At 74.9% G+C, this 16,225-nt stretch carries 9 protein-coding genes; all 9 read left to right on the top strand.

All coding sequences use genetic code 11. The features are described 5' to 3' along the window. Positions 1-99 precede the first annotated feature (99 nt). The 9 genes from AC6I72_RS06535 (at position 100) to AC6I72_RS06495 (ending at position 16,217) form a co-directional block, all read left to right on the top strand. Complete coding sequence (locus AC6I72_RS06535) at positions 100-846, top strand: Crp/Fnr family transcriptional regulator (RefSeq protein WP_497999915.1); 747 nt, start codon at positions 100-102, stop codon at positions 844-846. Between the two features lie 147 nt (positions 847-993). Then, positions 994-1,830 carry a nucleotidyl cyclase domain-containing protein gene (locus AC6I72_RS06530; protein ID WP_497999914.1) on the top strand — a complete coding sequence of 279 codons (837 nt, stop codon included), beginning with the start codon at positions 994-996 and terminating at the stop codon, positions 1,828-1,830. A 5-nt stretch (positions 1,831-1,835) separates the two neighbouring features. Next, positions 1,836-4,568 carry a hypothetical protein gene (locus tag AC6I72_RS06525; protein ID WP_497999913.1) on the top strand — a complete coding sequence of 911 codons (2,733 nt, stop codon included), beginning with the start codon at positions 1,836-1,838 and terminating at the stop codon, positions 4,566-4,568. After that, positions 4,561-5,721 (top strand): hypothetical protein, encoded by a 1,161-nt coding sequence (locus AC6I72_RS06520; RefSeq protein ID WP_497999912.1) that lies wholly within the window; start codon positions 4,561-4,563, stop codon positions 5,719-5,721. The genes AC6I72_RS06525 and AC6I72_RS06520 overlap by 8 nt, the downstream gene beginning before the upstream one ends. Then, positions 5,718-6,269: a Pycsar system effector family protein gene (locus tag AC6I72_RS06515; protein WP_037858681.1), complete on the top strand. Its 552-nt coding sequence runs from the start codon at positions 5,718-5,720 to the stop codon at positions 6,267-6,269. The genes AC6I72_RS06520 and AC6I72_RS06515 overlap by 4 nt, the downstream gene beginning before the upstream one ends. 294 nt (positions 6,270-6,563) lie before the next feature. Further along, positions 6,564-8,855: a choice-of-anchor X domain-containing protein gene (locus AC6I72_RS06510; RefSeq protein ID WP_497999911.1), complete on the top strand. Its 2,292-nt coding sequence runs from the start codon at positions 6,564-6,566 to the stop codon at positions 8,853-8,855. Further along, positions 8,852-9,199, top strand: coding sequence for a hypothetical protein (locus AC6I72_RS06505; protein WP_497999910.1), 348 nt, complete (start codon positions 8,852-8,854; stop codon positions 9,197-9,199). The genes AC6I72_RS06510 and AC6I72_RS06505 overlap by 4 nt, the downstream gene beginning before the upstream one ends. Then, positions 9,196-13,206 carry a tubulin-like doman-containing protein gene (locus AC6I72_RS06500; protein ID WP_497999909.1) on the top strand — a complete coding sequence of 1,337 codons (4,011 nt, stop codon included), beginning with the start codon at positions 9,196-9,198 and terminating at the stop codon, positions 13,204-13,206. The genes AC6I72_RS06505 and AC6I72_RS06500 overlap by 4 nt, the downstream gene beginning before the upstream one ends. Next, on the top strand, positions 13,203-16,217 hold the full coding sequence (locus tag AC6I72_RS06495) for a hypothetical protein (protein ID WP_497999908.1): 3,015 nt from the start codon (positions 13,203-13,205) through the stop codon (positions 16,215-16,217). The genes AC6I72_RS06500 and AC6I72_RS06495 overlap by 4 nt, the downstream gene beginning before the upstream one ends. Positions 16,218-16,225: the final 8 nt, after the last annotated feature.

Below are 16,225 nucleotides of genomic sequence, written 5' to 3'. Positions count from 1 at the left end.
GTACAACAATGTGGCGTAATTCACTCGCCCTAAATCGACTCTCTGTCACCATCATCGCCAACGAGGCACAGGCATCCGGACTGCGGCGGGGGGCGTGGCATGGGGCTGCTCGGCGGTGAGCTGGCATTCGCGCATGCCCTGACTGCCCAGGAACGCGAGAGCGTGATGGCGCTCGGCAGCCGCAGGCACTACCCGGCCGACACCCATCTCCTGACGGAGGGGGACCGGTCGAACCACGTCATGATCCTCGACCGCGGGTGGGTGACGGTCTCGGTGTCGACGGACCGCGGCGCCACCCGGCTCATACTCGGCCTGCGCGGCCCCGGTGAACTGCTCGGCGAGATGGCCGCGCTGGACCCGCACCCGCGCAGCGCGACCGTGCGCGCCCTGGGACCCGTGGACGCCCGCCTCATACCCGGCGACGCCTTCCGCCGCTTCCTCGCCCTGCACCCGCGCGTCAGCGGCCTGGTGATCCGCCAGCTCACCTTCCGGCTCCGCAGCGCCGACCAGGAACGGTCCGCGCTCGCCTCCCTCACCGTGCTGCAACGCCTGGCCAGCCGGCTCACCGAGCTGTCCGCGGCCGCCCCCTCCGGCCCCTACGCCCCTTCCCGGGCAGGCCCCGCGCCCGGCGGCCCCGGACCCGCGGGCCCCGTCGTCCACCTGGCCCAGGACGAACTGGCCGCCACGGTCGGCGCCACCCGCGAGGCCGTCGCCAAGGCCCTGCGGCTGCTGCGCTCCCAGGACATCGTGCGCACCGGCAACCGGATGGTGGAGATCCTCGACCCGGACCTGCTCGCACTCCTCGCGGACGGCCATCACGAGGAGATCCCGCCCCCACGTGTGTAAACGGCTACAGACGTCTCCCGCCCCGCAGGACACGCTCTTGGGGACGGACCACCAGGGCCACGAAGGCCCCCGGAGCGACCGGCACCACGAGCACGACCAGAACCACCACCTCTTCGGCAAGCGCACAGGACCTGCAGGGGGACACGGGTGAACCACGACGCCACCGAACCGACCGAGGCGCACTACGAGCTGGTCGTCAGCGTCGACGCCAGACGGTCGGGCCAGTACGACGACGTCGACAAGCAGCGGATGCGCGCCCGGATCTACCGCGTGCTGGAGACGGCCTTCACGCACGCCGCCGTCCCGCCGGACGCCCTGCACACCGAGGACCGCGGCGACGGCGTGCTGCTCGCGGTGCAGGGCCGGATCGCGGCCGACCGCATGCTCGGCCTGTGGCTGATCGAGGTGCACGAGAAGCTGCGGGACGAGAACCGCGGTCTGCGGGTCCCCCTCGGGCTGCGGATCGGCATGCACGTCGGCCCGGTCCGCCATGACGACCGGGGCGTCAGCGGCCGCGCCGTCGACCTCGCCTGCCGGCTCGCCGACTCCCCCCTCGCCCGGCAGCTCCTGGATGCCGAGGACGCCGACCTCGTCCTGGTGACCTCCTCGTCCCTGTACGAGGACGTGGTCAGGAGCGGCGGCAAGTTCATCGAGCCCGAGCGCTACGCCCCCGCGCGGCTGGAACTCAAGGAGGGCGAGGTCACCGCCTGGTTCCACCTGCCCGGCCGGCCCGCTCCCCGGATCCCCGAAGCCGCACCCGCCCCGGCCGCCGCAGGGGTCCCCGCGCACCCCGCCGAAGAGCCGCCCACCGCCGAGGAGCCGTCCGCGGGCGGCCCGTCCGGCGCCGCCTCTTCCATCGCGGGCCCGGCCGGGGCCCGGTACACCGTCCACGGTGACATGTCCGAGCACCACGACAACGTCTACCACCAGCCCGTGCACATCGGCCGGATCAGCGGCCGCGACACCGAGCAGCGGAAGGGCTGAGCCGCGTGAGCGACGAAGCGCAGGCGGACGGCCCGGCCGGGGAGGGCCCCGACAGGCCGCAGCGGCGCGAGCAGCCCGACCGGGACCGGAAGCCGGAGCGGGCGCGCCCGCCGCAGGACGAGGAGAAGCGGGACAAGGGCGACAGGCCCCGCGACGACGGGGCCGGCGGTGGCGGACGCCCGTCCCGGGCCGACGACGAGGACGACCCGGACAAGGCCGGGGAACGGGACAAGGAGAAGGAGAAGGAAAGGGAGAAGGAAAGGGAGAAGGAACGGGAGCGGGAGAAGGAACGGGAGCGCGCCGCCGGGCGGTTCAAGGAGCACACCCGCGACCCCCTGGCCGAGGAGGAGAGCGAGGACGGCCCCACCGACCTCGCCGCCGCCGCCCGCACCCGCCGCGCCACCCACCGGCTGTTCGACGTCGGCCGCGACCACACCAGCTTCGACCGCAACTACTTCCGCAACGCCCACATCGGCGACGTCAACCTGCTGCTGGACAGCCGCCGTACGGCAGCGGGCATGCGCAGCGGACCGGTGCCCGACGAGGAACTGCGCCGGCTGCGCCGTATCCACGTGGAGCCCGACGGGTACGTACAACTGCGCAACGCGCTCAGGTCCCGCCGCCTGCTGGTGCTCGGCGCCGCTCCGGGCACCGGACGGACGAGCACCGCGCTGTCCCTGCTCGACGAGGTAACCACCGGTGCCGCCCGCGGCAGCCGCCCCGGGTCCGCCTCCGGCCACCGGGTGCGCCGGGTCGACCCGGACGACGGAGTGCGCCAGCTCGCCGCCTCCCTTGCCGGGCCGCGCGCCGAGGAGGACGAGGAGGGCCGGACCGGGGGCGGGTACCTGCTGGAAGTCTCCCTCACCCGGCCGGGCGTCCTGCCCCCCGCCGAGATGGACCTGGACGAACTGGCCGCGGCCCTGGACCGCAGCGAGGCCTTCGCGGTGGTCGTCGTCGCCGTCGGGGCGGCGGCCAACCCCCTGCTCGCCGGCCGGTACGGCATGCTGTGCCCGCCCGCGCCGACCGGGGAACTGCTGCGCACCCGGCTGCGCGAGCGCCTGGAGCGCCACGCGGGCACGGCACCGCAGGGCGACGACGCCGGCCCGGCCGGGCTGCTGGCCCGTGCCGAGGAACTCGCCGAACGCGACGACGTCAAGGACGCCGTCGGCCTGAAGGACCTGCGTCCCGCCGAGGCCGAACTGCTCGCCTCCCTGCTGGCCGGGCACGTGCTCGGGGACGTCACCCACGAGGACCTGCTGTCCGGTTGCCGGAGCCTGGCCGCGGCCCAGGCCCAGGAGTGGTTCGCGGGCGTGGACCGCGCGCTGACGGCACCGGCGGCCGACGCGGACGGGAAGACGGGACGACCGGGCACGGCGACCCTGTTCCACCCGGTGGCGTTCCGGATCGCGCTGGCCGTGCTCGGCGGCGCCCCGCACAGCGCGGTGGCCTCCGCCGCCCACCTGCTCACCTGGGAACTGTCCGTGCAGAGCGACCCGGACCACACCCCGGCCCGCCCCCTGTTCTGCGACGACCCGGACGCCGACCTGGCGCTCTCGCGCGCCGAACTGACCGACGGCGAGGTCGAGGTGGCCGGCGCGCAGGTGCCGGCCCGGCTGATCTGGTACCGCGGTTCCGCACTGCCGTCCGCCGTGCTGACCGAGCTGTGGGACCGGCACTTCCCGGCTCGGGCGCCGGTGATGCGCTGGCTGCGGCTGCTGGCCGACGATCCGCGCCCCCAGGTGTGGATGCGCGCCGCGGTCGCCGCCGGCGAACTGTGCGTCCGCGACTTCGACCACGGCTACACCGAGCTGGTCCGCCCGCTGGCCGAGGCGGCCACACCACTGCGGCGGATCTTCGCGGCCACCACGCTCGACCAGGCCGCACGGCACGACTCGCACCGCGCGGCCGTGCACCGGCTGGTCGGCGAGTGGAGCCGGCACGGCAACAAAACGCTGCGCTGGACGGCGGCGATGGCCCTCGGCTACGGCAACGCCGCCGCCACCACGGACGACACCCTGGACGCCCTGGCCCGCATCGGCATCCACCAGGACGGCGACCAGCTCGCCGTCGCCTCCTTCAACGTCGTACGCCTGCTGGCACTGCGGGACGGGGGCCGCGTGCTGGCGCGGATGGCCGACTGGACCCACCACAAGCGGCCGCCCTACCAGGACATGGGCCTGGTCACCACCGTCCGGCTCGCCCTGACCACCGTCGACGAGGTGCTGACGGACGACCCGGACTCGCCGCTGGCCGACCGCGGCGACTGGCCGCTGCCGCTCGCCCTCGCCGCCGACCGGCCCGAACTCGTCGGCCCCATGGCCGACCTGATGTGGACGGCACTCAACACCGCCCGCTCCAAGGACGTGGCGACGGACGCGCTGGAGACCCTGCTGCGGTCGGCGGTGCGCAAGGACGGCACGGAGTGGACCCGGCGGGGACTGGCGGCGCTGCTGCCCGCGCTCGCCGGCGACGAGTACGACCGGCGGCGGCTGGACTGGCTGCTGCGCCGCATGATGAACGACCCGGAGAAGCCGTTGTCCGACGCACGGGCGCGCGACCTGTGGTGGCTCGCCGTCACCCCGGCCCGGCGCGCGGGCCAGGAACCCGCGAGCCGGCGGCCGCCGCGCCCCGAACCGGCGCGTCAGGAAGCCCCGCGCCAGGGACCGGCGCGCCACGAACCACCGCGCCAGGAGCGGACCCGCCGGGAGAGCACGCGCGAGGAGGAGAGGCATGGCTGAGGACGAGAACCGGGCCGGCACCGGGGGCGCGGCGCCCGCGGGGCCCTTCCTGCGGGAGTACGCGCCGACGGGCGGCTACCCGCCGGTCAGCGCCCAGCGGGCCTCCGTGGTGTTCTACCGCAACGGCGGCTACAGCGTGATCACCGTCTCCGGGATCCAGCACGTCGGCAAACGCGCCCTGGCCCGGCCCTACACCGTGTGCGAGATCGCCCAGGGCACCTTCGTGACCACCCTCGACATGGACCTGCCCGCCTCCGGCGGCACCAGCTTCTTCAAGGCCGAGGTGGACATCGAATGGGAGGTCACCGACCCGCACCTGGTCGCCGTCAATGTCGTCACCGACGTCGCCGCACGGCTGACCTCACCGGTGCTGGAACGGCTGCGGGAGGTCACCCTCGGCTACCGCGTCACCGAGGCCGACCAGGCCAACCGCGTCATCACCCAGGAGTGCGTCGGCGGACGCTGGAGCGACCTGGGCGCCGAACTCGGGCTGCGCGTCAGGCTCTACGTCCGGCTGGGCGTGGACGACGAGGCCATCGCGTACGCGCAGAAGAAGCGCGAGGTGCACGCCGACGCCGAGGTGACCCGGGTCCGCCAGGACGAGTTCCGGCGGATGCTGCGCGGCGGCGACATGGAGCAGCTCACCTACATGCTGGCCGCCGACCCCGCCGGTGCCAAGGACTTCCTGGAGAAGATCCGGCAGGAGGGCCGGCAGGACGAGAAGGACCGGCTGGACCGGCTGTACTCCATGGCGATGGCGGGCGAACTCCACGCCGCCGACGTGGAGACGCAGGTCCTCAACCTCCTCAACCGCGACCAGCGCCGCCCCATCCAGGGCCCCATCGGCTCACTGCCCGCCCGCCGCGAGCCGCGCGAGCTGGAACCGGCCGCCGGCGACCGGCCGTTCACCCCGGAGTGGGCGTCGGACGAACCGCCCCGCCGCCGGCCCCACCGGCCCGAGCCGCCCTGGGACGAGCCCGGACCCGACCGGCCGCGGCGCCGGCCGGCGGACGACGTCCGGCACGATCCGCCGCCCGAGCGCGTCCACCGGCCCGAGCCCTACCACCCCGAGGACGAGGAACCCGAGCCCGCGCCGCCGCGCCGCAGCCGCGCCGAGGACGACGGCTGGTCCTGGGTGGACGAGGACCGATGAGCGCCCAGGGCGGGTCACAGACCTCCTCCGACCCGGTCGTGCCCGTGCCGAACGGGGGTCGGCACAGCCACGACCGGGCGGAGGAGCGCATCGCCGAGCGCCTGCTGAGCACGGTCCGCGAGGACCTCGGGCGCGCCGACTCCAAGGCGGCCGTGCTGCTGTCGGGGACGCTGGCGCTGCCCGCGTTCCTGGCCGGCTGGCACGGCACCCCGGGCTGGCACGGGCCGGCGGACGTGACGCTGGTCCTCGCCGGGGTGTTCTGGGCCGTCGCGGTGGGCGCGCTGGTCGGGGCGCTGCTGCCGCGGACCGGCACGGTCCGGGGCGGGGACGGGGTGACGTACTTCGGTGACCTGGTGGCGCCCCGCGACCTCGCGGGGCTGTCCGCCCGGGTCACCGAGGCCGGCCTCGACCCCACCCGGTGGCTGCTCGTCCAGGCGGTGGACGTCAGCTCGATCCTGTCCGCCAAGTACCGGGCCATCCGCTGGGGGGTGGGCGCGCTCGCCCCGTCCTCGGCCCTCGCCCTGATCTGGGGCCTGACCTCGCACTGAACGACTGCCAACTGACGACTTACGACCACAAACTGACGACCGATCACTGGCAATCGACCGTTACCGACCGCCGAACGACCGGCCCGCGGTCACCGAACACCGATCACGGGTCACCGGTACGAACCAAGCAACTCGTCACGAACCAAGCAGCACGTCACGAACCAAGCAGCACGTCACGAACCAAGCAGCTCGTCACGAACCAAGCAGCACGTCACGAACCAAGCAGCACGTCTGAACCAAGAACCACCTCGCGAACCAAGAACCACCGACACGCACCAGGAAACAGGGGATGCCGTGGGAAGAGTCACGGGAAGACGGCAGACGGGGAGAGGCCGGGCGCGCCGCGCCGCGGTCTCGGTGCTGGGCGGCGCCGCGGTGCTCGTGTCCCTGCTGGCACCGGCCGGCCGGGACGCCGTGCCGGTGGCGGACACCGCCCCGGCGTTCCCGGCCGTCAACTACGCGGTCGCCGTGGACGAGTCGGCCAGTCTCACGGCCGACGACATGAAGGCGGAGAAGGCCGCCGCCGCCCGGATCGCGCTCGGCGACGTCTCCTCCGACTCCCACGTCACCGTCTACGGATTCGCCGCCGCGGAGTCCGCCGACCAGCGCGCGGTGGACCCGGTCTGCCCGCGCACCGCACTGGACGCGGCGGGCCGCGAGACGATCGACGCGTGCGTCGGCAAGCTGCGCGGCCGCAAGAAGGACGAGGGCACCGGCACCGACTTCCCGAGCGCGATACGGCAGGGCGTGCACGACCTCACCGACGGCACCGACCCCTCCCAGCCGCGGGTGCTGTTCCTGCTCACCGACGGGAAGCTCGACGTCACCGGCAGCCCCGCCTACGGCGACCCCGCGCACCGCACCGCGGAGGGCGAGAGCCAGCTGAAGCAGGAACTGGCGAACGCCGCCTCCCACGGGGTGCAGATCTGGCCCCTCGGCTTCGGGGCCGACCCGGACAAGGGCCAACTGGACCGGATGGCCGCGGGCGGCTACCAGAAGGGCTGCGTCGCCCTGCCCTCCGCCGCCCCGAAGGCGCACAAGGTCTCCGGGGCGAAGGACATCGGCAGCACCCTGGAGGAGATCTTCGCCGCCGCCCACTGCCTGCGCCACGAACAGGGCCCCAGCCAACGCCCGCCGGCCACCCTCCGGATCGGCATCTCCCCGCTGGCGACCGTGGGCAGCATCGTCGTCGACAAGGGCGACCCCGCCGTCGAGATCACGTACTACGACCCGCGGGGCAACAAGGTCCCCACGCACGGCACGTACGAGAAGTCCAGCTTCGAACTGGCCGGCGGCTCCGGCACCGTGGAGGCGCTCAAGGTCGTCGACCCGCTGCCCGGCACCTGGAAGGTGAAGGCCGAGGCACCGGAAGGCCACCGCTCGCTGCCCGTCGCCGTCAGCGTGCTGTGGCAGGGCGAACTGCGCGGCGCCCTCACCGCCGACCCGCCCTCACCGCAGGCCGGTGAGAAGGTCACCGTCGCCATGCGGCTGCAGACCCGCGAGGGCTACCAGATAAAGGACCCGCGGGACTACGCCGGGCTGCGCGTCGCCGGTCGGCTGACCGGCGAGGGCGTCGGCCCGCAGACGCTGCAACTCACCGACGACGGGTCCGGGGCCGACCGCACGGCCGGCGACGGCTTCTTCACCGGCACCGTGCAGATCCCCGCCGGCGCACGGGGCACGCTGAAGGTGAGCGCCACCCTCACCGCCTCCGGGCTCAAGGCCGACACCCGCGACCTGGGCATCGACGTGGCGCCCGGGCCCCCGCCCGTCACCGCGCCGCTCGACCTGCCCGCCGCGGACGTCCACCCCGGCGCCACCGTCACCGGCACCCTCGACGTCCACAACAGCAGCTCCACCCCGCACACCCTGCACCTGTCCGTCGCCGACGTCCGCGCCGGGCTGCTGTCCGTCAGCCCGGCCACGGTGACGCTCGCGCCGGGCGAGTCCGGCACCCGGAAGGTGAGCGTCGAGGTCGCGCCCGCGGGCGTCTTCGGCGACCGCCTCGGCGACGGGCTGAGCCTCGCCGCCACCGTCAAGGTCACCGACGCCACCGACGGCAACCGGACGCTGACGGCCACCCCGCTCTCCCTGCGGGTGACGCCCGCGCCCGGCATCTGGGACCAGTACTGGTGGGCGTTCCTGATCGCGGTCCTCGTGCTCGTGGCGCTCGTCGTGGTCACCGCCGCCTGGGTCCGGCTGCGCCGGCGCCGCCGGGACCCGTACGGGCTGAAGCTGCGCCTGGTGGCGGAGGACGGTGACGTACTGGGCGAGCACAAGGCCGGACACGGCAACAAGAAGCAGTGGTACGAGTTCGCGGTCGCCGAGGCCCACCGCAGTCCCCGCCTGGAGAAGCGCCCGCACGGCCCGTATGCCGTCCGGCGCAACCCCGAGGGCGGAGCGGTCCTGCGCAAACAGGGCGGCCGGATGCCGCTGCGCGCCGGGAGCCGCGTCGCACTGACCGAGAGGCTGTACCTGGAGCTGGGCGAGGACCCGCACCCGGGCGGGACACCGCAGACGCCCACCGCCGTGCCCACCCCGGGCGACGGCGACGGCGGCAACAGCGCCTACGGCGACTACCTGTGACCGGCACGACGTCCGGCCGGACCCCGCCGCACACCGTGACCGCCACGGCGCGCGGGGCGGCGGCCGTCATGGCGCATGAGGCGGTGGCCGTCGCGGCGCGCGAGGCGGTCGCCGTCATGGCGCGCGGGGCGATGGCCGTCATGCCGCACCAGGTGGCGGCCGTCATGGCGCACGAGGTGGCGGCCGTACCGCGCACGGCGACTGTCGCGGCGCACGACGGGGCTGTCGCGGCGCACGCCGCCGCGGCCCTGCCGCGCGCCGCGGTCGCCGCACCGCACGCAATCCACGAACGCACCGAGCACGAACCGCGGCCGGTCCGGCCGCGAGCGGGGAGGAAACCATGAAGATCTTCCAGCCGATGCTCTTCGTCGGCCTGGGCGGCACCGGAGGACTGGTCGGTGCCGAACTGGAACGCCGGCTCCGCGTCGAACTGTGCGGGCCGGACGGCATGGCCCTGAGCCGCATGAACGGCCACGCCCCCTTCCAGCTGCCCGACTGCCTCCAGTTCGTGTACGCCGACTACAGCGAGAGCGACCTCCAGCGCCTGCCCCAGTTCAACGTCGACCCCTCGCTGCGCGCCGCCTACGCCCGCACCTCGCGGGCCACCCACAACCTGCTGCCCAACTTCGACAGTTCACCCGAAGTGACCAAGATGCTCCGCGCCAGCCTCCGCGAGGAGGTGGCCGGCTGGCTGCCGCCGATCACCGGCGAACCGGAGGTCACCCCGCTCCACAACGGCGCCGGACAACTGCCCACCGTGGGCCGCGCCGCCCTCTTCGCCACCCTGCGCCACAGCCTCGCCCCGGTCCTCGAGCCCCTTCTCCAGGCCATCGACGCCATCGCCAAGTCGGCGGGCGAACTGAGCGAGCTGGGCGGCGGCAAGGTCAACGGCTGCGACGTGTTCGTCGCCTTCTCGGTGGCCGGCGGCACCGGCGCCGGCATCTTCCTGGACTACCTGCACCTCATCAACCACGCCTTCCGGCTGCGCAGCTTCGACGGGGTGAAGATCTACCCGCTCGTCGTCATGCCGTCGTCGTTCTCCGCCGCCACCGGCGGCGGACGCGAGGCCGAACTGAACGCGGCCCGCGCCCTGGTCGACCTGTTCCGGCTGGTGGACCAGCAGAACGCGCCGGTCGAACGACCCGACATCGGCGACCTCGACCACGAGGCCAAGTTCGGCATCCGCTACCCGGGCATCACCCCGGTCCGGCTGCGCACCGGCATCCTGCCCACGGCCTTCCTGTTCAGCCCGACCGCCGGGATCCGCGCCGACGACCTGCGCCGCTCCATCGTCTCCCTGGTGATGTCGCTGGTCGGCACCGAACTGGGCGACGGCCGCCCGCAGGGCCGCAAGATGGCCGCCGACGACGACTACCAGACCTTCGCCGCCAGCTTCATCAACCGCGGCGTGGCCCGCAGTTCCATCTCGCCCACCGGCATCGGCAGGCGCGGCGTGTCCACCAGTCTGGTGGCGTCCATGACCGCGCCGATGGACCAGCTCGCCGACCTGGTGGCCGGCCGGATGCTGCGGGAGGCCGTGACCGACCTGGTGGAACGGCCGCGCGCCGAACTGCGCGAGGGCGCCGTCCCCATGATCCGGCAGCTGTTCGCCGACTCCCACCTCGAAGACCTCTGGGAGCGGCGGCAGCTGGCGGTGCCGGAACCCGACCCGCTGCCGCGCGGCGGCCGCAACATCGAGCAGGCCCTCGGCCAGCGCATCACCGACATGCAGGCGCTGCTGTCCGACCTGCGGGCCGAGGCGAGCCGGCAGGCCGCCGTGATGGCCGACCGGTTCGCCCCGCGCCCCGCCATCGACAAACTCCTGCAGAGCGCCGACCCCTTCCTCGTCGAACGCGTCGTCCGGGGCGTCCCGGACAGCGAGGAACAGATCGCCCGGCTCGGCTTCCTCGGCATGCTGGACAGCCGCGCCCGCGCCCCGCAGCGCCCGCCGGGCGTCACGGAGCAGCCGCCCAAGATCCCCCGCATCAAGGGCCAGCTGGCCGGCCTGGCCCCGGCCCGCTGGGGCGACGACGACGTCCAGGCCGCCCTCCAGGAGCAGAACACCTGGTACCAGTGGCGCTGCCGCTCGATCTGGCACGAGGCCTGGCGCGAACAGCAGCAGCACTGGCAGCCCCAGGCGGACGTGGCCGGCATCGACCTCGACCGCCTGGTGCGGGCCTTCCTCGGCCACAGCGACCAGGAACGCAAGGCCTCGCAGCAGAAGGGCCGCGAACTCTACGAGGACCGCACCGGCATCTCCTACCTGCTGCCGCCGCAGCGCACCCTCAACCACTTCTACGAGGACGTGGTCGCCCGGCTGCGGCACCGGGAGAACCTGCGCGAGCAGGACCACGTTTCCGCGCTGCTGCTCAAGCTGATCGACGGCGACGCCTGGCGCCAGGTCCACACCCTCAGCCGCCGCGACCCGGAGGGCGCGGTCGCCCGCATCAAGAGCCAGCTGGAGGGCCGTGTCACCCGGCTCTTCGCCGAGAGCGGCACCCATCTGGAGGAGCGTCCGCTGCTGCCGGCCATGGGCACGCTGCTGGCCGCCGCCGCGGGCGACGCCGACGCCCGCGACCAGGTCAGCAAGGACGCGCTCGACGTGTTCAGCCGCAAGCTGGCCGGGCTGCTGCCGGTGGGCTTCACCCCGGAGGGCACCGGGCCGCTGCGGGTCCTGGTCACCTACCCCCGGGTGCAGGCCGTGGACGAGGTGCAGGAGTTCCTCGGCAAGACGCTGCGGCTGCCCTCGGACGCGAAGAACTCCGTCGAGTACCGGGGCGTGGAGAGCGACTCCGTCACCGTGGTCCTCTTCCGCAGCGAGATGAGCCTCACCCAGGTGCCCGAGGCCCGCAAGGTGCTGCGCCAGTGGGCCCGCGCCAAGGAGAACGAGCAGGCCCAGGACGTGCTGCGCTGGCGTCAGCGGCTCGGCTTCAGGGACACCTGGATGGTGAGCACCGAGGACGACCGGCAGACCATCCTGCACCGGCTGCTGTGCTGCCTGTGGAACGGCCAGGTCGACGTGCTGGACGGCGGCACCGACTCCCCGCGCCGGATCAGGCTGCGGCTCTTCCCCGACACCAGCCCCGACGTGCCCGGCGTCCGGCTGCGCCTCGGTGACTTCCCCGACGGCGTCTCGAGCTGGGCGGAACTGCTGCGCTCCTACGAACGCTGGACGGTCCTCGACGACGAGGCGACCGTGGAGGACTACTGCTACGAGCTGATGGCGGCTCAGCCGCTCGGACTGTCCCGCACGGGCAGCACACCGCACCCCCTCTTCGTGGAACTGGTCGAGGAGATCGCCCCGCGCCAGCTCGAGCTGCTGGAGGAGCGCCGTGAGCGGGGCGGCCGCCGGGTCGAGGGCTGGGTGCGTCCCCTGTGGGAGTTCTGGGCGGAGACCCTTCCGGCCGCCCTGGACAAGGAGTTCGGCGACCAGCGCGCGGTCCAGCCGACCCTGCGCACCCTGCTGGAGCACGTACGCGGCGGCTCGCCGGCCCGGCCCCGCGAGGAGGCCTCCGCACCCCGGCGCCCGGCACCGGAGGACGACGACTTCGGCACGACGCCCTTCACCCCCCGCGGCTCCTACGGGCGCGAGAACGGACGGGAGGAGCGGAGCGAGCGGCACGAGCGGGAGCAGCGGTACGAGCGGCGCGTGCGGAGCGACCGGGACGACCGGGACGAGCGCGGTGTGTGGGACGAGCCCGCCGACGAGTACGGCACCGGGCGGAACGCCCGTGCCTCCGGCGGCCACCGCGCTTCCCGCGACGCACATGACGCCCGCGACCCCCACGGCGCCCGTGATCCCCGCGACCCCCGCGACGGAGGTGACGCCTGGCGCGGCCGGCGCGAGGACCGGTACGACGGTGACGGCCCCCGCGACGACCGGAGCAGGGAGGACGGCGGCAGGGAGGACCGGTTCGGCGGCGGACGGTACGGCGACCGGGATCGCGCCCACGAGGAGGACCGCGAGCGCGCCCACGCCGGTGACCGGGAGGACGACCGCGAGCGCCCCTACGCGGGTGACCGCGACCGCGATCACGCGAACGACCGGGAGCGGGACCGGGACCGCCGGTCCGAGTGGCGCGACGGCGAACGCAGCCGCCCCGAGGGCCGCCCCTCCTTCGACAAGCCCGACGCCGGCGACCGCGACGCCGAGGAACGCGACGCCGGCCGCCGTGAGGGCCCGCGCCGTGACGGCCCCCGCCGCGAGGACCGCGACGCCGGCCGGGCCCGCCGTGAGGACCGGCCGCGGGCGCCCTGGGACGAGCCCGGCGACCCGGGGCCGTACCCCGGTGCCGGTGACGGCGGACGCGACGAGCACCGTGACACTCCCTGGGACGGTGACGCGCAGTGAGCACACCTCATCAGGAGGCGCGCTGCGTCATCCACCTGGACCTGCGCGCCGGAGCGGCCGAGCTGGACACACCGTCCGCGCTGCACGCCAGGGTCGCCCGGCAGCTGGGCGCAGCCGGACTGCCGGAACCCGACGACCCGCTGTTCCTGGTGGTCGACACCCCGGCCGGGCTCACCGACCACCAGCACCAGTACGAACTCCTCACCGGCTACCGGACCGTGGGCCAGGTCAGTCTCCTGGTCCTGCTGGTCGGCAGCGCGCCGGGCTCGTACGCCGGCGACGACGAGGCCTTCCAGCCCGACCGCAGGCTGGTGCGGCCCGCTGTCCTGCGGTCCTCGGTCACCGGCCTGCTGTGGGCCGGTGACCTGCGCTCCGCCCGTACCGCGCTGGAGCAGCCGGCGCCGGACGACCCGGACGCCCTGGCGGTCCTCGTGGACGTGCTGTCGGTGCCCGACCTGTACCTGCGGGTCCTGGACGGCGTCCGCGCGCTGCCCGAGGCCGTCGCCGCGCCCGGCGTGCGGCTGCTGGAGCAGGACCTGCCGCCGCAGGTGCGCGACCGGGCCTGGCGCGACGCGCTCACCCGGTTCGCCGGCGAGGACACCGAACTGCCGACGGACGTGCTGCTGACCGCCTCCTCCGGCGCCGACCTGCCCCAGCCGCTGGGCCGGCTGGTGGCGGCGCGGGGCGCCCGGGACCAGCCGCACCGGGCACCGGGCGGGGTGGCGGACGGCGCCTACCGCGCCTGCACGGACGCCCTCGACCGCGCCGAGGAGGAGCTGACCGGGCTGCAGACCCTGCCGGGCCTGCTGCGGGCCGCGCGCCGTGCGGCCTTCGAGGCGGACGTCGACCAGGCGCGCATCGCCCTCGACGAGTACCGGGACCTCGCCGGGACGGCCCTGCGCAGCGGCGGCTCCGCGCCCTCGGCCGCCGACTCGGGGGCCCGGCTCGCCGCCCTCGGCCTGCGGGTGCCGTCCGCGGACGGCGTCAAGGACCCGATCCGCGACGGGCTCAAGGAGTTCGCCGGGAAGCTGCTGGCCCAGGGGCTGCCCCTGCGGTCGGTGGCGCAGCGTTTCACGGGCCTGGCCGGGCGGGTCGAGCCGGTGCCGGGTTCGGCGCTGCTGCCCCGGCTCGCCGCGCTCCCGCGCCCCGGCTCGCGCGAGGACCTGCCGGGCGGCGGCGCGCAGCCCGGCCCGCTGCCGGCGGCCCTCGCCGCGGCCGGAACCGGACTGCTCGGCGCCCTGTGGACCGGGCCGCTGCTCGCCCTGGCACTGGTCGTCCCGCTGCTGTTCGCCGCCACGGCGGCGCTCGGCACGTCCCGGCTGCGGGACGCGGGGCGCCCGGGCCGCTGGGCCGTGCCCCACCAGGCCGCGGCGGCCGGCGGCGCGGTGGCCGGCGCGGCGGTGGCGTACGCGGCCGAGCCGCCCGTCTGGCTGGGCACCATCGCCCTGGTGCTGGGGCTCGGTGGCGCGGTGGAGACGGCACGCCGGCTCTGGCGCGCGGCGGCGGCCTCCTGGGCGCCGGGCCGGATGACCGCCGTACTGCGGCAGTCCCTGGACCAGGTCGACGCGCTGCTCGCCGAGGCGGTCAGGGAGCACTGGGCCGTCGAGGAGCGCCTGGAGTGCGCGGACGCCGCGCGGTCCGTCGCCGGGGTCCTCCGGGCGACGGCCGCCGCGGCCGAGGCGGAGGCGGCGCCCGAGCGGGAACGGGCCGCGGCCACCGGTGCCCCGGGCCCGGCCGGGGCGCCGGGCGCCGGCGGCCCCCCGCCTGCCGCCCACGGGAGCGGGAGAAGCGACGGGCGCGGCACCCCGGAGCCCACCGAGGAATGGCTCTTCAGCGCCTCCGTCCTGGAGACGGACGACGACACCGCCGGGTCCGACGACGGGGACGTCGACTGGGCGCGCATGTACGCCTTCAGGGAGGAGCCGGAGACGCAGACGCAGACGCACGCGGCGGAAGCGGCGGACGCGGCATGGCTCGACGGGCGCGAGGAGGACCCGGACGAGGACGGCACCGCCTGGGCGGACCGCGCCAGGGTGGCACCGCGCTGGCTGGACCGCGAGAGCGGCGAGGGCGGCCCGGAGCTGGTCGCCACGCTCGCCGCGGACCTGACGGACGCCGCCACGGAGGCCCTGGAACCCTACTGGCGTGCCGAACGCGGCCAGGCCGGCACCCGCGCCGTCCGGCGCACCGAGGAACGGGTCCGCGAACTGCTCTCGACAGCCCGCCACCACCTGCGGCGCAACGGCGTGCTGGCCGCGCCGCCGTTCGCCGCCCCCGGCCGGGTCCGGGCCGGCTCGGCCAGCCTGCTCGGCACCGACCCCTACCGGCCGGCCCAGCTGGTCGGCGCGGAGGCCGAACGGCAGGCCGTGGTCCAGCTGTCCTCGCCCGAACAGGGCGCGCTGCTCAGCCGCGACCCGGCGGACGCGGTGTGGATCAGGTTCGCGCCGCGCGCGGTGCGCGACGAGGTCCAGAAGGCCTGGCACGGGGGCGGTTCGGCCCAGCCGGAGGACGTGCTGTGGACGTCGTCGGGGCGGTACGCCGGCCTGGTCCGGCTGACACCGCTGCGCTCGGGAGTGGTGTTCACCGTCCGCTCCCGCCGCACCTCCCCGCCCGCCGGCGCGACGTCCCCGTACGACAGCTACGACAGCCGCGATACGTACGACAGCCAGGACACGTACGACAGGTACGAGGCCAGGAACCCGTACGAGGCCAGGAATCCGTACGGGACGCCCGACGCGCACGACGTGACGGACACGTACGGCGGAGGCGGTGGGTACGACGGGGGCGGCGCGTACGGCGGAGACGGCTCGTGCGGCGGAGATGCTGCGTACGGCGGCAGGGACGACACCCACGACCGGCCCGTGGAGGACGACCGCCCCGTCGAGGACGACCGCCCTGTAGAGGACGACAGGCCAGTGGAGGACGACCGGGGCGATGACCGGTGGGACGCCCCTGAGCGCGGCCGGTGGGACGACCGTGAGGACGGTCGCGGGGAGGGTGAACGCCCATGACCCGTGTC

It is taken from the genome of Streptomyces sp. Xyl84, from assembly GCF_059731885.1.
Note: the sequence above shows the minus strand (reverse complement) of the source record. Positions and strands in the feature narration are given on the sequence as shown.

Coding starts and splice junctions, on each gene's coding strand:
- AC6I72_RS06515 (WP_037858681.1), top strand. CDS start 5,718: ATGAGCGCCCAGGGCGGGTCACAGACCTCCTCCGACCCGGTCGTGCCC.
- AC6I72_RS06535 (WP_497999915.1), top strand. CDS start 100: ATGGGGCTGCTCGGCGGTGAGCTGGCATTCGCGCATGCCCTGACTGCC.
- AC6I72_RS06520 (WP_497999912.1), top strand. CDS start 4,561: ATGGCTGAGGACGAGAACCGGGCCGGCACCGGGGGCGCGGCGCCCGCG.
- AC6I72_RS06500 (WP_497999909.1), top strand. CDS start 9,196: ATGAAGATCTTCCAGCCGATGCTCTTCGTCGGCCTGGGCGGCACCGGA.